The 15,778-nt window shown below is 58.0% G+C and carries 14 protein-coding genes; 9 read left to right on the forward strand and 5 right to left on the reverse strand.

Annotated features, from left to right (window positions below; translation table 11 throughout):
* Positions 1-5: 5 nt before the first annotated feature.
* The gene (locus ACR0NZ_RS09635) at positions 6-1,052 is read right to left on the reverse strand and encodes a rod shape-determining protein (RefSeq protein WP_480475196.1); all 1,047 of its coding nucleotides are present in this window, start codon (positions 1,050-1,052) and stop codon (positions 6-8) included.
* Between the two features lie 155 nt (positions 1,053-1,207).
* Between ACR0NZ_RS09635 and ACR0NZ_RS09640 the strand changes: the two genes are divergently transcribed.
* Both ACR0NZ_RS09640 and ACR0NZ_RS09645 read left to right on the forward strand, forming a co-directional pair.
* A complete protein-coding gene (locus ACR0NZ_RS09640; protein ID WP_480518517.1) occupies positions 1,208-1,996 on the forward strand; it encodes a 23S rRNA (adenine(2030)-N(6))-methyltransferase RlmJ in 789 nt (262 codons plus the stop codon).
* A 118-nt stretch (positions 1,997-2,114) separates the two neighbouring features.
* A complete protein-coding gene (locus ACR0NZ_RS09645) occupies positions 2,115-3,854 on the forward strand; it encodes an adenylate/guanylate cyclase domain-containing protein (RefSeq protein WP_480518519.1) in 1,740 nt (579 codons plus the stop codon).
* Positions 3,855-3,902: 48 nt separating this feature from the next.
* Here the strand turns inward: ACR0NZ_RS09645 and ACR0NZ_RS09650 are convergent, their stop codons facing one another.
* Positions 3,903-5,471 carry a 2-isopropylmalate synthase gene (locus tag ACR0NZ_RS09650; RefSeq protein ID WP_480475202.1) on the reverse strand — a complete coding sequence of 523 codons (1,569 nt, stop codon included), beginning with the start codon at positions 5,469-5,471 and terminating at the stop codon, positions 3,903-3,905.
* A gap of 289 nt (positions 5,472-5,760) precedes the next feature.
* Between ACR0NZ_RS09650 and ACR0NZ_RS09655 the strand changes: the two genes are divergently transcribed.
* Positions 5,761-6,426 (forward strand): SDR family NAD(P)-dependent oxidoreductase, encoded by a 666-nt coding sequence (locus tag ACR0NZ_RS09655; protein WP_480518521.1) that lies wholly within the window; start codon positions 5,761-5,763, stop codon positions 6,424-6,426.
* A gap of 4 nt (positions 6,427-6,430) precedes the next feature.
* On the opposite strand, the gene ACR0NZ_RS09660 is transcribed toward ACR0NZ_RS09655, so the two are convergent.
* Positions 6,431-7,912, reverse strand: a complete 1,482-nt coding sequence (locus tag ACR0NZ_RS09660) for an MORN repeat-containing protein (protein ID WP_480518523.1) — start codon at positions 7,910-7,912, stop codon at positions 6,431-6,433.
* Between the two features lie 153 nt (positions 7,913-8,065).
* Between ACR0NZ_RS09660 and ACR0NZ_RS09665 the strand changes: the two genes are divergently transcribed.
* The 3 genes from ACR0NZ_RS09665 to ACR0NZ_RS09675 all read left to right on the forward strand — a co-directional run bounded on the left by ACR0NZ_RS09665 (position 8,066) and on the right by ACR0NZ_RS09675 (position 11,726).
* Positions 8,066-9,724, forward strand: a complete 1,659-nt coding sequence (locus ACR0NZ_RS09665) for an NAD+ synthase (RefSeq protein WP_480518525.1) — start codon at positions 8,066-8,068, stop codon at positions 9,722-9,724.
* Positions 9,725-10,032: 308 nt separating this feature from the next.
* Positions 10,033-10,257 (forward strand): hypothetical protein, encoded by a 225-nt coding sequence (locus ACR0NZ_RS09670; protein WP_245220582.1) that lies wholly within the window; start codon positions 10,033-10,035, stop codon positions 10,255-10,257.
* 137 nt (positions 10,258-10,394) lie between these two features.
* Positions 10,395-11,726 carry an NAD(P)/FAD-dependent oxidoreductase gene (locus ACR0NZ_RS09675; RefSeq protein ID WP_480518527.1) on the forward strand — a complete coding sequence of 444 codons (1,332 nt, stop codon included), beginning with the start codon at positions 10,395-10,397 and terminating at the stop codon, positions 11,724-11,726.
* Positions 11,727-11,730: 4 nt separating this feature from the next.
* On the opposite strand, the gene ACR0NZ_RS09680 is transcribed toward ACR0NZ_RS09675, so the two are convergent.
* Positions 11,731-12,663, reverse strand: coding sequence for an MBL fold metallo-hydrolase (locus tag ACR0NZ_RS09680; RefSeq protein ID WP_480518529.1), 933 nt, complete (start codon positions 12,661-12,663; stop codon positions 11,731-11,733).
* A 116-nt stretch (positions 12,664-12,779) separates the two neighbouring features.
* On the opposite strand from ACR0NZ_RS09680, the gene ACR0NZ_RS09685 reads away from it, so the two are divergent.
* Positions 12,780-13,214 carry a DUF1801 domain-containing protein gene (locus ACR0NZ_RS09685; RefSeq protein ID WP_480518531.1) on the forward strand — a complete coding sequence of 145 codons (435 nt, stop codon included), beginning with the start codon at positions 12,780-12,782 and terminating at the stop codon, positions 13,212-13,214.
* A 75-nt stretch (positions 13,215-13,289) separates the two neighbouring features.
* On the forward strand, positions 13,290-14,615 hold the full coding sequence (gene gltX / locus ACR0NZ_RS09690; protein ID WP_480518533.1) for a glutamate--tRNA ligase: 1,326 nt from the start codon (positions 13,290-13,292) through the stop codon (positions 14,613-14,615).
* 52 nt (positions 14,616-14,667) lie between these two features.
* Here the strand turns inward: gltX and ACR0NZ_RS09695 are convergent, their stop codons facing one another.
* Positions 14,668-15,237, reverse strand: a complete 570-nt coding sequence (locus ACR0NZ_RS09695; protein ID WP_480495485.1) for a gamma-glutamylcyclotransferase family protein — start codon at positions 15,235-15,237, stop codon at positions 14,668-14,670.
* A gap of 93 nt (positions 15,238-15,330) precedes the next feature.
* Here ACR0NZ_RS09695 and ACR0NZ_RS09700 point away from each other — a divergent pair, with 93 nt between their 5' ends.
* Entirely contained in the window at positions 15,331-15,777 is a 447-nt protein-coding gene (locus ACR0NZ_RS09700; protein WP_209598591.1) for an RrF2 family transcriptional regulator, read from the forward strand.
* Position 15,778: the final 1 nt, after the last annotated feature.

A 15,778-nucleotide genomic window follows, 5' to 3' on the forward strand; every position in this document is an offset into this window, starting at 1 on the left:
GCGCCTTAGCTTTCGTAGTCAATCGCGTGGCGCAGCTGTTTTTCATATTCCAGTGCCTTGCCGGTGCCCAAAGCCACACAATTCAGGCTTTCGTCCGCAATGGAAACCGCCAGGCCTGTCTGTTCGCGCAGGGCCAGGTCCAGATCGCCCAGCAGCGCACCGCCACCGGTCAGCATCACACCGCGGTCGACAATGTCCGCAGCCAAGTCGGGCGGCGTTGTCTCAAGTGCGGTCATAACAGCCTCGCAGATCTGTTGCACGGGCTCTGACAACGCTTCGGCTATCTGGGCCTGGCTGATCTCGATTTCCTTGGGCACGCCGTTCAGCAGATCACGCCCCCGGATATGCATCGACTGACCGCGCCCGTCGTCGGGCATGCGGGCGGTGCCGATGGTTGTCTTGATGCGCTCAGCCGTGGATTCACCCACCAGAAGGTTCTGTTGGCGACGCAGGTAGGAAATGATGGCCTCGTCCATCCGGTCACCACCAACACGGACCGAACGGGCATAGACAATGTCGCCCAACGACAGAACCGCAACCTCGGTGGTGCCCCCGCCAATATCGACAACCATGTTGCCGGTCGGGTCGGTGATCGGCATACCGGCCCCGATCGCGGCCGCAATCGGTTCGGCAATCAGGCCCGCGCGACGGGCACCTGCTGACAAGACCGACTGACGAATTGCGCGCTTTTCGACCGGGGTTGCGCCATGGGGAACGCAGACAATGATCTTGGGTTTCGAGAAAGTCGAGCGCTTGTGCACCTTGCGGATGAAGTGCTTGATCATTTCTTCGGCAGTATCAAAATCGGCGATCACACCTTCGCGCATCGGACGGATGGCCTCGATCGAACCGGGTGTCCGACCCAGCATCAGCTTTGCATCTTCGCCAACGGCCAGAACTTTCTTCACACCGTCCTTGACGTGATAGGCCACAACCGAAGGTTCAGACAGGATGACACCGCGCCCCTTGACGTAAACCAGCGTGTTTGCTGTTCCAAGGTCGATAGCCATGTCCGCTGTGAACAGGCCGCCCAGATTGCCAAAGATCCCCATGTTTTCCCTGATCCTGTAATGTCGGTTTTCTACTGCCCGCGACTCGACGGTTCCGGGACGGATGACTTATAGGGTGCCATCACGCCCGGTAAAAGGGCTGATTCCGCGACAATCAGCACCTTTCCGCCTTATTGAATGGGACTTTAGAAGGCAAAATGCTCTCTTATCAACACATTTACCACGCCGGGAATCTGGCGGATGTCCAAAAGCACGCATTACTGGCGTGGGTGCTGGATTATCTGACACGCAAAGACAAGCCGCTCAGCTATATCGAGACGCATTCCGGGCGCGGGTTGTACCGGTTGGATGCAGACGAATCCATTCGGACAGGAGAGGCAGCGGAAGGGATCGGTCGCGCACAGCGGGAAGGGTGGTTCGGGCCCGACCACCCGATGGAGCAGGTCCTGAAGCAGGTACAGGCCCGGTACGGCGACACGGCCTATCCGGGATCGCCGATGATTGCTGCGACTATGTTGCGGGAACAGGACAGTTTGAACCTCGCGGAACTGCACCCACAGGAATTTGCGGCCCTGTCGTTGGCGATGTCGCCGTTTGGGGCGAAGGTCTATCAGCAGGATGGGTTCGATCTGGCGCAGTCTTTGCTGCCTCCGACTCCGCGCCGGGGCATGATGCTGATTGACCCAAGTTACGAGGTGAAAACCGATTACGACCGCATGCCCGGCATTATCGCCAAGCTGCACCGCAAGTGGAATGTGGGCGTGATTGCCCTTTGGTACCCGATCCTGACGGATGAGAGGCACGTCGGGATGGTCGCCGCTTTGAAGGCTCAGAATATGCCGAAATCTGTGCGTCATGAGGTCCGCTTTCCCGCCGCGCGCGAAGGGCATCGGATGGTGGGGTCCGGGATGTTCATTGTGAATGCGCCATTCGGGTTTGCCGAAGAAACGCAAAAACTGGATGCGCTTTTTTCCGGTCTCGGCTGACACCAGACGACATGTTGAAGGCGCACGCCACCTCGCCGATACACGCCCTGCATGTACCGATTAAAATTCTTGTTCGGTCAGGGCATGCGGCACTAGACTTGGCGCTGGGGGGATCGCAATGAATCGCAGACTCGCAGCAGTTCTGGCAGCAGACATGGTGGGTTACAGCCGCCTGATGGAAGCGGATGAACAAGGCACCTTGGCCCGTTTGCGCACTCATAGGATCGAATTAATCGACCCGTCGATCGAAAAAAACCGAGGCACTGTTATCAAGACAACCGGCGATGGGATGTTGGTCGAGTTCACCAGCGCCTGCGATGCCGTGGCTTGTGCCGTCGAAGTCCAGAACCGGATGTTTCGCAGAAATGCAGATGTGCCTAAGGATCAGCGCATCCAATTTCGGATCGGCATCAATCTGGATGAAATCATCTTTGAAGACGGGGATATTTTCGGCAGTGGGGTCAATGTGGCCGCGCGCCTGGAACAATCTGCCTCTCCTGGTGACGTGTTGATTTCCGGCGCGGTGCACACCCAGGTGACCAGTCGGCTGGATCTTCGCTTTCAGGATCTGGGGGAGCTGTCGCTCAAGAATATTTCCCAGCCGGTTCATGCCTTCCGCGTCGAACTGGACGCGCCCGCTGCGGCGGCTGGTGAAAATTCCAAAGAGGACGGCTCAACCAGAGTCGTCAAACCGACAATTGCGGTTCTGCCGTTCGAGAACATGAGCGGCGATCCCGAACAGGAGTTCTTCGTCGACGGTTTGACTGAAGACCTGTTAACCGAACTCAGCCGTCGGCACGAGTTGTTCGTGATTTCGCGCAATTCCAGTTTCGTCTACAAGGGGCAGGCCGTGAACCTTCGCCAAGTTGGCGAGACTCTGGGCGCGCAATACATCGTCGAAGGCAGTGTGCGCAAAGCCGGAAATCGCCTGCGGGTCACGGTACAGTTGATCGACAGTCAGAACGACGCCCATATCTGGGCCGAGAAATACGACCGTGACCTGGATGATATCTTTACCATCCAGGACGAGGTCACTTCGGCAGTTGTGGCGACACTGCCGGGCCGCATCGAAGCGTCGCAACAGGAAGAGTTAAAGCGAAAGACCCCTTCAAATTTCGCGGCGTATGAATGCGTTCTGGCCGCAAAGGTTCTGCACCACCGCAGCACACGTGAGGACAATGCCGAAGCGATGAAACTGATCGAGCGGGCCATCGAACTGGACCCGGAATATGCTCATGCCCATGCCTGGCGCGGTTGCATTCGCGGTCAGGCCTGGGGGTACGGCTGGGCCGAGGACGGCGAGGCGATGAAGATGCTGGCGTTGGATTCGGCCAAGAAGGCGGCGTCACTGGACGATAACGATGCCGACGTACACAGACTGATGGCGGCGGTGGAAATTTTGCAAAATGACCTTGGGCGCGCCCGCTACCATCAGGAACGCGCGCTGTCTTTGAATCCAAACTACGATTTGGTCGTGGTGCAGATGGGAGAGTTGCTGACCTGGTCTGGTCGGCCCGAGGAAGGCGCCGAGTGGATCGAAAAAGCGATGCGGCTGAACCCCCATCATCCGGCCCGGTTCTGGAGCCATTTGGGCAAAGCCCATTTCGGCGCAAAGCAATATGAAGCTGCGATCGAGGACTTTTCGCGCTTGCCGGCATTGGATGTGGTTCAGCACGCCTATGTTGCGGCGTGTCACAGTTGGCTGGGCAACGAGGCCAAAGCCCGCCAACATGTCAAGGAAATCCATGTGTCACAGCCGGATTTGACTGTTCAGGACCTTGTCGTGAACCTTCATTACGGACGCGAAGAGGATTTGCAGCATCTTATCCAGGGGCTGGCTAAGGCCGGATTGTCCTGAGGTAAAAAACGGCCCGGAAGTTCGGGCCGTTTTCTGGAGCTTCGTCGATCAGGTCAGGTCTTTATAGCTGATCTCGCGCGCATCTGCGCCCGGTCCAGCCTTTTCACGGCGCACGATCAGGCGGTTGAGAGCGTGGATATAAGCCTTAGCTGACGCCACGACGGTATCGGTGTTTGCCGACTGGCCTGTTGCGATCATGCCATCCTCTTCCAGGCGCACGGAAACCGTTGCCTGCGCGTCCGTGCCCTCGGTTACGGCATGAACCTGATAAAGCTGAAGACGCGCCGTGTTGGGATAAATCGCACGAATCGCCTTAAAGGTTGCATCCACCGGGCCGTCGCCATGTTCGGTGGCGATTTTGTCCACGCCTTCAACTTCCAGCTCGACCGTCGATTCCGCCTTACCGCCCGTGCCGCAAGTCACCTTCATCGAAACCAGTTGCAGGTGGTCGTCAGCCTCGTCCAGCGTCATCAGCGCAATGAGATCGTCGTCGAACACCTCTTTCTTGCGATCCGCCAGATCCTTGAACCGGACGAAGATATCCTTGAGTTGGTTGTCACCAACCTCAAACCCAAGCGTTTCCAGCTTGTCGCGCAAGGCAGCGCGACCCGAATGTTTACCAAGCGGCAGGGATGTTCCCGACAGACCAATGTCCTCAGGACGCATGATTTCAAAGTTTTCGCGGTTTTTCAGCATCCCATCCTGATGAATGCCACTTTCATGGGCAAAAGCGTTCTTGCCAACAATTGCCTTGTTGAACTGCACCGGAAAACCCGAGACCGTCGCAACCCGACGCGAGATGTGCATGATCTTGGTGGTGTCGATGCCAGTGTGCCACGGCATGATATCGTTGCGCGTGCGCAGCGCCATGACCACTTCTTCCAGCGCCGTGTTGCCTGCGCGTTCGCCCAGACCGTTGATGGTGCATTCAATCTGGCGCGCACCGCCTGCGACAGCGGCCAGCGAGTTCGCGGTCGCCATGCCAAGGTCGTTGTGGCAATGGGTGGCAAAGATCACGTCATCCGCCCCCGGCACCGTTTCGATCAGCCGCTTGATCAGGTCCGCGCTTTCCACCGGAGCGGTATAGCCCACCGTATCCGGGATGTTGATCGTGGTTGCCCCGGCCTTGATCGCTATCTCGATCACACGACACAGGTAATCCCATTCGGTTCGGGTCGCGTCCATCGGAGACCACTGCACGTTTTCGCACAGGTTGCGCGCATGGCTGACCGTTTCGTGGATCTTGTCGGCCATCTCGTCCATCGTCAGATTGGGGATGGCACGGTGCAGCGGTGAAGTGCCGATGAACGTGTGAATGCGGTTCTTCTCGGCGTGTTTTACCGCCTCCCAGCAGCGGTCGATATCGGCAAAATTCGCGCGGGCCAGACCGCAGATGCGGCTGTTTTTCGACCGTTGTGCAATTTCGGTCACAGCCTTGAAATCGCCTTCCGACGCGATGGGGAAGCCGGCCTCGATAATATCGACGCCCATGTCGTCCAGCAGCTCGGCGATCTCGAGTTTTTCGTCATGGGTCATGGTGGCGCCGGGGCTCTGCTCGCCGTCGCGCAAAGTGGTATCGAAGATCAAGACGCGGTCTTGGTCGGTCACGTTGGTCATGGGGTTCTCTTTCTTCTTCTGTCCTAAAGCCTATGGCGCGCTGGCGTCCTCCTCTGAGCGGGCGCGCCGGATGGCACGCTCAGAGGCGGATTAGGATCAGTAGGCCACGCAGCGACGCACCGCGAAGGGCGGTGTCGACACAAGGGATATCTGCGCGGTTGATCATGGGATAGAGGTTATACAGAGCCCGCCGGGAATGGAAAGAACCAATTTGCAATACGCGAACTTCTGGCAACTGCCCTTTTTTGACAGCCTTGATTGTTCGCACAGCGCCGCTAGCTGGTCACGGATGGAAACTGCATTGATAATTGGTGCTTCTGGCGGAATTGGCGCAGCTGTTACCGGACGGCTGGTTGAGCAGGGCGTTTCGGTCACGCGTTTGTCCCGGTCGGAGGACGGCTTTGACCTGACTGATCGGGACAGGACGATGCTGATGCTTGAAAGCCTGCCAGACCAGTTTGATCTGATTCTGGTGGCTTCGGGCGCGTTAGAGATAGACGGCGCTTTGCCGGAAAAGACCATTCGGGCGATTTCAGCCAAAGCCATGATGGATCAGTTTGCGTTGAATGCCGTTGGTCCGGCATTGGTGCTAAGCCGCGCGTATCAGCTGTTGCCGCGACATAGACGATCTGTATTCGCGGTGCTTTCGGCGCGGGTGGGATCAATCGGGGATAATCGGACAGGTGGTTGGATCAGCTACCGTGCGGCTAAGGCAGCGGTCAATCAGGTCGTCCATACCGCCGCAATTGAATTGGCCCGAACACATAAACAAGCAATTTGCGTCGCCCTTCACCCCGGCACGGTAAAAACAGAGTTCACGAACAAATACCTGGGTCGTCATCCTGCCGTCGAACCTGAAGCAGCCGCCGACAACCTGTTGAACGTGATACGCGGGTTAACGCTGGCTGATACCGGTGGGTTCTATGATTGGGCCGGTAAGCCGGTCCAGTGGTGAGCCTTCACCCGTCCGAGCTTCCGGTTGCTTCAGTATTTGCATCCGGGCTGGGTTGCGGGGCAGGGGTGTCAGCGTCACTCTGCTGGTCCGAGGTCTGGTTCGGCAACACGCCGTTTTCCCAGACACCGCTTTCCTCCTGGCCGTTGGCATAGCGCATCGTCCCACTGCCCTGCCGTTTGTTGTCAACAAAGCTGCCCTCATACACGTCGCCGTTCGAGTAGGTGGCGGTACCCACGCCGTTGATTTTTCCGTCCGACCAGTCGCCCGAATATTTGAACCCGGCGGGGGTTACGATTTCGCCTTTGCCATGCCGTTTTCCGTTCAGGAAATCACCGATGTAGACCGTGCCATCGGAATAGGTCGCCTTGCCTTTGCCCTGACGCACACCTTCAACCCAGTCGCCGTCATATACCGAGCCATCTGCGCGCGTAACCACACCCTTGCCATGGCTTTGCGCGTTTTTGAATTGGCCTTTGTAGATCATACCATTGGTATACGTGGCCGTGCCTTGACCCTCGATAACACCCGCGATCCATTCGCCTTCATAGGTCGATCCGTCCGGATAGGTGATGCTGCCGTTTCCTTCGGCCAGATCGGCAACGAAATCGCCGACATAGACAGAGCCATCCGGATAGGTCACTTCGCCAAGGCCTTCAATCTGCCCGGCGTTCCAGTCGCCGGTATACACAAAGCCGTCTGTTCCGGTGAACGTTCCTTTGCCGTGGCGACGGTCGTCGACAAAATCGCCTTCGTACACATCCCCCTGCGCGTGGGTCACTTTGCCCTTACCGTAGCGGCGCCCTTCTTGAAGTTCGCCTTCGTATATATCGCCATTGGAATAAGTCAGGCTGCCCGTCCCGGTGATCTGGTCGCCGGACCAATCCCCTGAATACACCATTCCGTCGGGCATCGTCTGCGTGCCGGTTCCATCGCGCAAACCTGCGTTGACGTCGCCGTCGTAAACGCTGCCATCCGTATAGGTGATCCTGGCCTTGCCCTGCCGCTCACCGTCGACCCAGTCGCCATCATAGATATATCCGTCGGGAAAACTCAGCACGCCTTTGCCATGTCGCTGAGCGTTCCTGAACTCACCCTCATAGCGCGTGCCGTTCGCGAATTCAGCGATGCCGGTGCCGTTGATTGACCCTTTGGACCAATCGCCCTCGTAGCTGCTGCCATTGGCATAGATGATCTTGCCGCGCCCTTCGGGCTGACCCTTGGCGAACATGCCTTCGTAGACTGACCCGTCGGGGTAGCGTGTCGTACCCTGACCCTGAATTTCGCCTTCTACCCACTGCCCCGTGTATTCAAACCCATTCGGCAGCCGATACGTTCCTGTCCCGTGCCGCAACCCGTTCTCGTAAGTGCCTTCATAGACACCGCCAACTTCATCATCCTTGACGATGACAGTCCCGTCCTGCGCGAAAGCAGTGGCAGCTGCCAGGCTCATCCCCGCTGCCAAAATTGAGTTTCGGATCACGTTCATTTCTGGTCCTGTCTGCCCGGTCGTCGCTGGTGATATCTCTTGCGCAAAACTAAGGTACCGTTGCAGGCAGAGCAACGGCTTTTGCCGCATTGGTCTTTTACTCGCGCGGTGATCTGCTAAATGGCAATAGGACTTACGAGGCAAGAGGGCAGCATGGCCGACCGTTTCCGCATCACTCTGGCGCAACTGAACCCGACCGTTGGCGATATCGAAGGCAACGCAGCAAAGGCCTTTGCGACATGGGAACAAGGCAAGGCAGCGGGCGCGGATCTGGTGGCTTTCCCCGAGATGTTCATCACCGGCTACAACACGCAGGATCTGGTTCTCAAACCGGTATTCCACCGCGCAGCCATGTCTGCGGTTGAAGCGCTGGCTGCAAAATGCGCCGAAGGTCCTGCAATTGCCGTAGGTGGTCCCTGGGTCGATGATGGAAAGCTGTACAACGCCTACCTGATCCTGAAGGGTGGCCGGATCACCAGCAAGGTTCTGAAGCACCACCTGCCGAACGAGACGGTGTTCGACGAAGTGCGCCTTTACGATGCGGGACCTCTGGGTGGGCCGTATTCGGTAGGGAATTTCCGGATTGGCAGCCCGATCTGCGAAGACAGCTGGCACCCGGACGTGGCAGAAACGCTGGAGGAAACCGGGGCCGAGTTTTTGTTGATCCCCAACGGGTCGCCCTATTTCCGGGATAAATACGATGTGCGACTGAACCATATGGTCGCGCGCGTGGTCGAAACGGGACTGCCGCTGATTTACCTGAATATGGTTGGCGGGCAGGATGATCAGGTCTTTGACGGTGCCAGTTTTGGCCTGAACCCGGGCGGGGAATTGGCGTTCCGGATGCCTGTTTTCGACGAGCTACTCTCTCAAGTCGATCTTGAGCGCGGCGAAGACGGCTGGCGGATCGCATCAGGTGAAATCGTGACCCAACCGGATGAGTGGGAGCAGGATTACCGCGCGATGGTTCAGTCTCTTCGCGACTACATGGGGAAAACCGGTTTCAAAAAGGCGCTGCTGGGCTTGTCCGGCGGGGTTGATTCCGCGCTGGTCGCGACCATTGCAGTCGATGCCATCGGGGCCGAAAATGTCCGCTGCGTGATGCTCCCGTCGGAATACACCAGTCAGGCCTCGCTTGACGATGCCGAGGCGGTCGCCAAAGCGCTGAGCGTGCATTATGACTACGTGCCGATCGCGGACAGCCGCGCAGCCGTCACCAGTACTTTGGCCCCGTTGTTTGCAGGGCTGGATGAAGGGTTGACCGAAGAAAACATTCAATCCCGCCTGCGCGGGTTGCTGTTGATGGCGATCTCGAACAAGTTCGGCGAAATGCTGTTGACCACCGGCAACAAATCCGAGGTCGCCGTGGGCTATGCCACGATCTATGGCGACATGAACGGCGGCTATAATCCGATCAAGGATCTGTACAAGACCCGTGTGTTCGAAACCTGTCGCTGGCGCAATGCCAATCACCGCAACTGGATGATGGGCCCTGCAGGCGAAGTGATCCGTCCCTCTGTCATCGACAAACCGCCCAGTGCGGAACTGCGCGAAGATCAGAAAGACAGCGACAGCCTGCCGGATTACCCGGTGCTGGACGGCATACTTGAGATCCTGGTTGATCAGGACGGATCGATCGCGGATTGCGTCGCCGCCGGGTACAACGAAGCAGATGCTCAGAGGGTCGAACATCTGGTCTATATCAGCGAGTATAAACGGTTCCAGTCCGCCCCCGGTACGCGCCTGAGCAACCGCGCGTTCTGGCTGGACCGGCGGTATCCGATTGTGAATCGCTGGCGCGATCGCCGCTGATTGCCGCAATTCGCGCGCTGAATTGGAAACTGTGAGAGGCTCAGCGCGCCTATTGTTTTCATATTTTTCTTCTTTGATCCGCCAGGGGCGCTAAAACCGGCCTCTGACTTGCTGTTGCGCCAAGTTTCTGCCACATTTTGGCTTGAAAATTGCCCCATGTGGGGCGGATGCGGCGCAATTCTCAAAGTCGCAAGCTGATTTTGATAATGTGTGACGCATCCGGGGTTGGATGTCTGAGTAAATGGTTTGGTTTTGACATGTATAGTGAATATCAGAGATCGCATCATGCTCTTTTGAAACGGCGGACGATGGAATCTCCGCCGCAGGAGTTGGATGAGGAAAAGCTGGAAGCGGCGATTGCCGGTGTCCTGAATGAACAGCGGCTGTCCGACGAACAGGCAGCGGCGTCGCTTCGGGCTGAGTTTCCAAGCTTGTTGCCGCAGAAGGACGTAACCGCCCAGACCGTGCAAAAAGACACCGGGTTGACCGCGAAGCTGCGTCAGAAATGGGCGGAACTGTCCGGCGCAGCGTGATGTGCTGAGGATTTTCGATGCCGTTGGCGTCTGGGCCACAGGCGTCATAAATAGTGCCAACATTGCGACAATTCGTGTTGCCAAACTTCTAGACCTTGGTCCCCATACGGGTTCAGGCGACAGAGTAATGCGTATTAATGACGGCACCAAAACCGAACCCCGTAGAATCCGATCTTGCCCTTCCCAAATCTGTTGATGTCGTCGTTGTTGGCGGCGGCATAATCGGCGTTTCAACAGCGCTGGAACTGGCAGAACGCGGAGCTTCCGTCCTTTTGTGCGAAAAGGGACAGATTGCGGCTGAACAAAGCTCGCGCAATTGGGGGTGGGTGCGTTTGGGTATGCGAGACCCCCGCGAAATTCCCCTGATGCAAGAGGCGTTGCGGATATGGCCGACCCTTGATGCCCGCCTGGATGGCAATACCGGATATACGCAATCCGGCATTCTTTTTGGCGCGTCCGGCAAGCGGGGCGAAGTCAATCTGAAGCGTTGGATGCGCCATGTAGAAGGATTACAGACCGGGGCAAAAATGGTGTCGGGACGCGAGTTGGCAGAGTTGTTGCACGGGCATGAAACCGGCCTGACATCTGCCCTGTACATGCCGCAGGACGGGCGCGCCGAGCCGCAATGGGCCGCCCCGGCCATAGCCGAAGCCGCACGGCGTCTGGGTGCTGTAATCATGACAGGCTGCGCCGTGCGAAGTGTAGACATTAAGGATGGGCGTATTGCTGGTGTATTCACCGAGCGCGGCAAGGTCGCCTGCGGGCGCGTGGTTCTGGCGGGGGGCGCGTGGTCGCGTTTGTTTGCGGGAAATGCAGGCATCAACCTGCCGCAGCTTAAGGTTCTGAATACGGTTCTGCGGACTTCTCCGGTGAAAGATGGGCCCGAAACTGCGTTATGGTCGGATGATGTTGCGATCCGAAAGCGCGCTGATGGGGGGCACACCATCGCGTCCGGACATCAGAACACGGTCGATATCGTACCGGACAGTTTCCGGCTGGGGTTGCAGTTTCGCTTTGCCTTTGCGCAGGAATGGAAATCCCTGCGCTTTCGCTGGTCAAATCAGTGGGCTATCGAGGCCCGTCAAAACAGAAGATGGTTGCCGACCGACATAACCCCGTTCGAGCTGTGCCGGGTTTTGGATCCTGAACCTTCGCAGAAGTTTTTGCGACAAGCCTGGGCCAGTGCACGAAAAGGATTTCCTGCTTTGCTGGACAGTGAAATCGTCCAAAGTTGGGCGGGTATGATTGATGTCACCCCCGACGCCATTCCCGTAATCTCGGGCGTGGATGACGTACCGGGTATGTATATCGCCACGGGCTTTTCCGGCCACGGCTTTGGCATCGGGCCCGGCGCCGGCCGCCTGACAGCGGACCTTGTCACTGATTCAACCCCTTGTGTGGATCCGACCGCGTTCCGTCTGTCTCGGTTCACTGACGGCTCAAAAGTGCGACCGGATCCAGGTTACTAGGGGCTTAGCCCATCATCTGATAGCTGACTGGAACAAAGCGGAAGCCCTCGCCCCGTGTCTCGACAAAGCCCGCGGCAGGGAAGGGCATGTGATAGCCGACCATCGGCACCTTGTCGGCTGCCAGCATGCCAAGAACGTTTCGGCGCGCGGCGGTTGCGGCGGCCTTGTCCATGTCAAACCGAACCTCCCATTCCGGATGGGCAAAGGACCACACGTAATGGTTGGCCAAGTCCGCTGTCAGCAGAAGGCTCTGTCCGTTGCTCTCCAGATGATAAACCGTATGACCCGGGGTATGGCCGTGGGCCGCAACCGCAGTTATGCCCGACGCCACTTGCTCTCCATCACCGACAAAGCTCATCTTCTCGGCCATCGGTGTGACTTTTGCGGCCACAAGATCACCGACATTGTTTCCGGCCTCCTGCGCGGACCAGAAATCGTATTCCGTTGCCGAAGTCACATAGCGTGCGTTGGCAAAGGTCGGTGCGCCATCCGTTGTCATGCCGCCTATATGGTCTGGATGCATATGGGTCAGCACGACAACGTCGATCTGATCCGGGCTGACACCTGCATCGGCCAAAGCGGCTTGAATGCCGCCTTGCCCCAGACCGGTGTCGAACAACACCAGTTCCGATCCGGTGTTGACCAGTGAGGGGGTAAAGAAGAACTGGGCGGTGTCGGCGGGAATAAAGTTCTCAGCCGAAACCTTTGCAAAGTCTTCATCAGACGCGCCACCGCCAAAGATATCCTTGGCGCCGTCACGCGGCAGGCTGCCATCCAGCAGGGTCGTGACGGTAAAGTCGCCGACCTTGAAGGATTTGGCGATGGTCGAGTTGGCCTTGGCGTCAGAGCCTGCGGCCAATACCGGCGCTGCTGCCGTGGCAAACGGCAAGGCGGCAGCAGTTCCCAAAGCGGCGCGGCGCGTAAGTTTGATCGTCATTATCGTTCTCCCTGTCAGAACACCTTAGAAAAAACTAGAACGGTGTGAGATTCTGACCAGATGTTACGACATCCACGTAGGGTGCATGGATGAACAATACGTGTTAATTTTTGTTCATGCCGCGATCGCAGAACAAAACCGTTCCAACGGATCAAAGTGTAGAAGATTTCCTTAATTCGGTCCAATCAGAACGTCGGGCCGAGGAGGCGCGCGCTCTGGATGAACTGTTTCGGGCCACCACCGGGTTTGATCCGGTCATGTGGGGCCCGTCGATGGTCGGGTATGGCCGTTATCACTATCGCTACGCCTCGGGCCGAGAGGGCGATTTTCTTGCAACCGGATTTTCCCCGCGCAAGTCGGCGCTGGTGATCTATATCATGCCGGGTTACGCGGATTTTAGCGGCATTCTGGCCCGGTTGGGCAAGCACAAGCTGGGAAAGTCCTGCCTGTATGTGAACACGCTGGCGGATATCGACATGCAGGTTCTGTCGGAACTCATCCGCGCTGGGTTGGACGACCTTGGCAGGATATGGCCCGTGGAACCGCGTTGAATCACCTGAGGGATCAAGCGGCGGCTGGACAAAAACGCGCCCATGTGACAAGAGCCGCGCCAACAGGAGACACCCATGACAACCACCCGTTTCGCCCCGTCGCCCACCGGTTACATCCATGTGGGCAACCTGCGCACCGCCCTGATGAACTATCTGATCGCCCGCAAGGCGGGTGGTACGTTCATCCTGCGCATCGATGACACCGACCCCGAACGCTCGAAAGAGGAATATGTCGATGCCATCAAACAGGATCTTGATTGGCTGGGTTTGCACTGGGATCGTGTCGAGCGTCAATCCGACCGTTTGGACCGCTACGCCGAAGCGGCTGACAAGTTGCGCGCGATGGGGCGGTTCTATGAAGCGTTTGAGACGCCGACCGAGCTGGACCTGAAGCGCAAGAAACAGCTGAACATGGGCAAGCCGCCGGTTTATGACCGCGCCGCGCTGAACCTGTCGGATGCCGAGAAGGATGCCCTGCGCGCCGAACGTGGCAACGGTGTCTGGCGTTTCAAGCTGGATCACGAACGGATCGAGTGGACCGACGGAATTCTGGGCGACATTTCGATCGATGCGGCCTCGGTCTCTGATCCGGTGCTGATCCGTGGTGATGGACAGGTACTTTATACGATTGCGTCGGTGGTGGATGACACCGAAATGGGCGTGACAGATGTCGTGCGCGGCTCGGACCACGTGACCAACACTGCGACCCAGATTCAGATCATCAAGGCACTGGGTGGGGATTGCCCGCGCTTTGCGCATCACTCGCTGCTGACCGGCCCGCAGGGCGAAGCACTGTCGAAACGCCTGGGTACGCTGGCCCTGCGCGATCTGCGTGAACAGGGCGTGCAGCCGATGGCACTGCTGAGCCTGATGGCGCGACTGGGTTCGTCCGATCCGGTCGAGCTGCGCTCGGATATGGCCGAGTTGATCGACGGCTTTGACGTGAGCCGGTTTGGTGCCGCGCCGACCAAGTTCGACGTGCAGGACCTGTTCCCGCTGACCGCCAAATACCTGCAATCGCTGCCGCTGGCGAATGTGGCCGATGCTGTCGCGGATGCCGGGGTGCCTGCCGAACTGGCCGAACCGTTCTGGGCCATGGCGCGCGAAAACATCACCACTTTGGCCGACCTCAAAGGGTGGTGGGACCTGTGCCGTGACGGCGCCGAACCGTTGGTTGCCGATGAAGATCGCGAATTCATCGCTCAGGCCATGTCGCTGCTGCCCGAAGGCCCGTTCGATGGTGAAACCTGGGGAGCCTGGACCAATGCCGTGAAAGAGGCAACAGGCCGCAAGGGAAAAGGCCTGTTCATGCCGCTGCGCAAGGCGTTGACAGGTGCAGAACGTGGCCCGGAAATGGCGGCGTTGCTGCCGTTGCTGCAGGTGATCCGCGCGCGCGTCTAACGCGGTAGTACGCGACATTTAAGGGCCACGCCTTCGGAGTGGCCCTTTGTCGTCAAACCGGTTGTTCAATCCGAACCGACAAACCGGTCAGGCGGTCATCGACAAAATCACGCTCGACAGGTTTGAGTTGTTGATGTCGCGGGTAACGTGGCTCGGCCCGGTCATTCAGGATCGGGGCATCCCAGCCGCTGGTTGTTGCAAAGAACCGGTCTGCCCCGTCTTCTCCGAACGCCCGCAAATAACCCTGAACAACAACGTCGATATAGCTGAGCAGCAAGGGATGGCGGTTGCTGGGCTCGTTGTGCCGATCCTGCGGGACGGCGTAGACAGCTATTTCAACTTCATGTTTCAGCGGATGTGAAACCGACCGGGTTGCCGGAATTCGGTCATAGGCCCATTCCCGTTCATCCAGCGCAGCCCAGTCGTTCTTGGGGACATGCGCGATCATGCCTTCGATCTCAGACTCCGGGTCCGGGACAGCTGTCAGGAACGCGACCGGGCGCAGATCAGTGTGTCGCCATGCACGTTTCCAACCCTTAAGCTTTGCCGGGCGGGGGTCGGGAAAATCATGGGTGGCGAGGTTCACAAGGCTTCCATAACCAAAGAAATACGGGTCGGCCATTGGAACGGCTTCCTTTTGATCGATTGATGTATGTCAAACCGCTTTTTTCCGCGACATGCAATAAGGCTTCATCTTGTTTTCAGGGAGGCCCTCATGCGGATTACCAAACGGACGAATATCGCTGTGCGCCTGTTGATGTATTGTGCTGCACACCCGGACCGGCTGGTCACCAAAGCCGAGATTGCCGAAGTCTGCAACATCTCGGAAAACCATCTGGCTCAGGTGATCAACCAGTTAAGCCAGTTGAATTACCTGAGCACTCAGCGCGGCCGCAACGGCGGTATGTCGTTGGCACGTCCAGCAAGCCAAATCCGGATCGGCGCGGTGTTCAGGCACGTAGAAGGGGCCTTGCCCATCGCCGAGTGTTTTGCGGATGCGGATAACACCTGTCCTTTGACCGATGCCTGTAGGCTGCGGCTGGCGTTGCAGGATGCGGCGGAAGTTTTTTATGCATCTCTGGACGAAGTGTCGTTGGATGCGCTGGTTTGTGACAACGACCCGTTGCTGAAGCTGTTGCAGCCCGTGGCCTGCATACGCTGAT

It is taken from the genome of Ruegeria sp. AE3, from assembly GCF_056542225.1.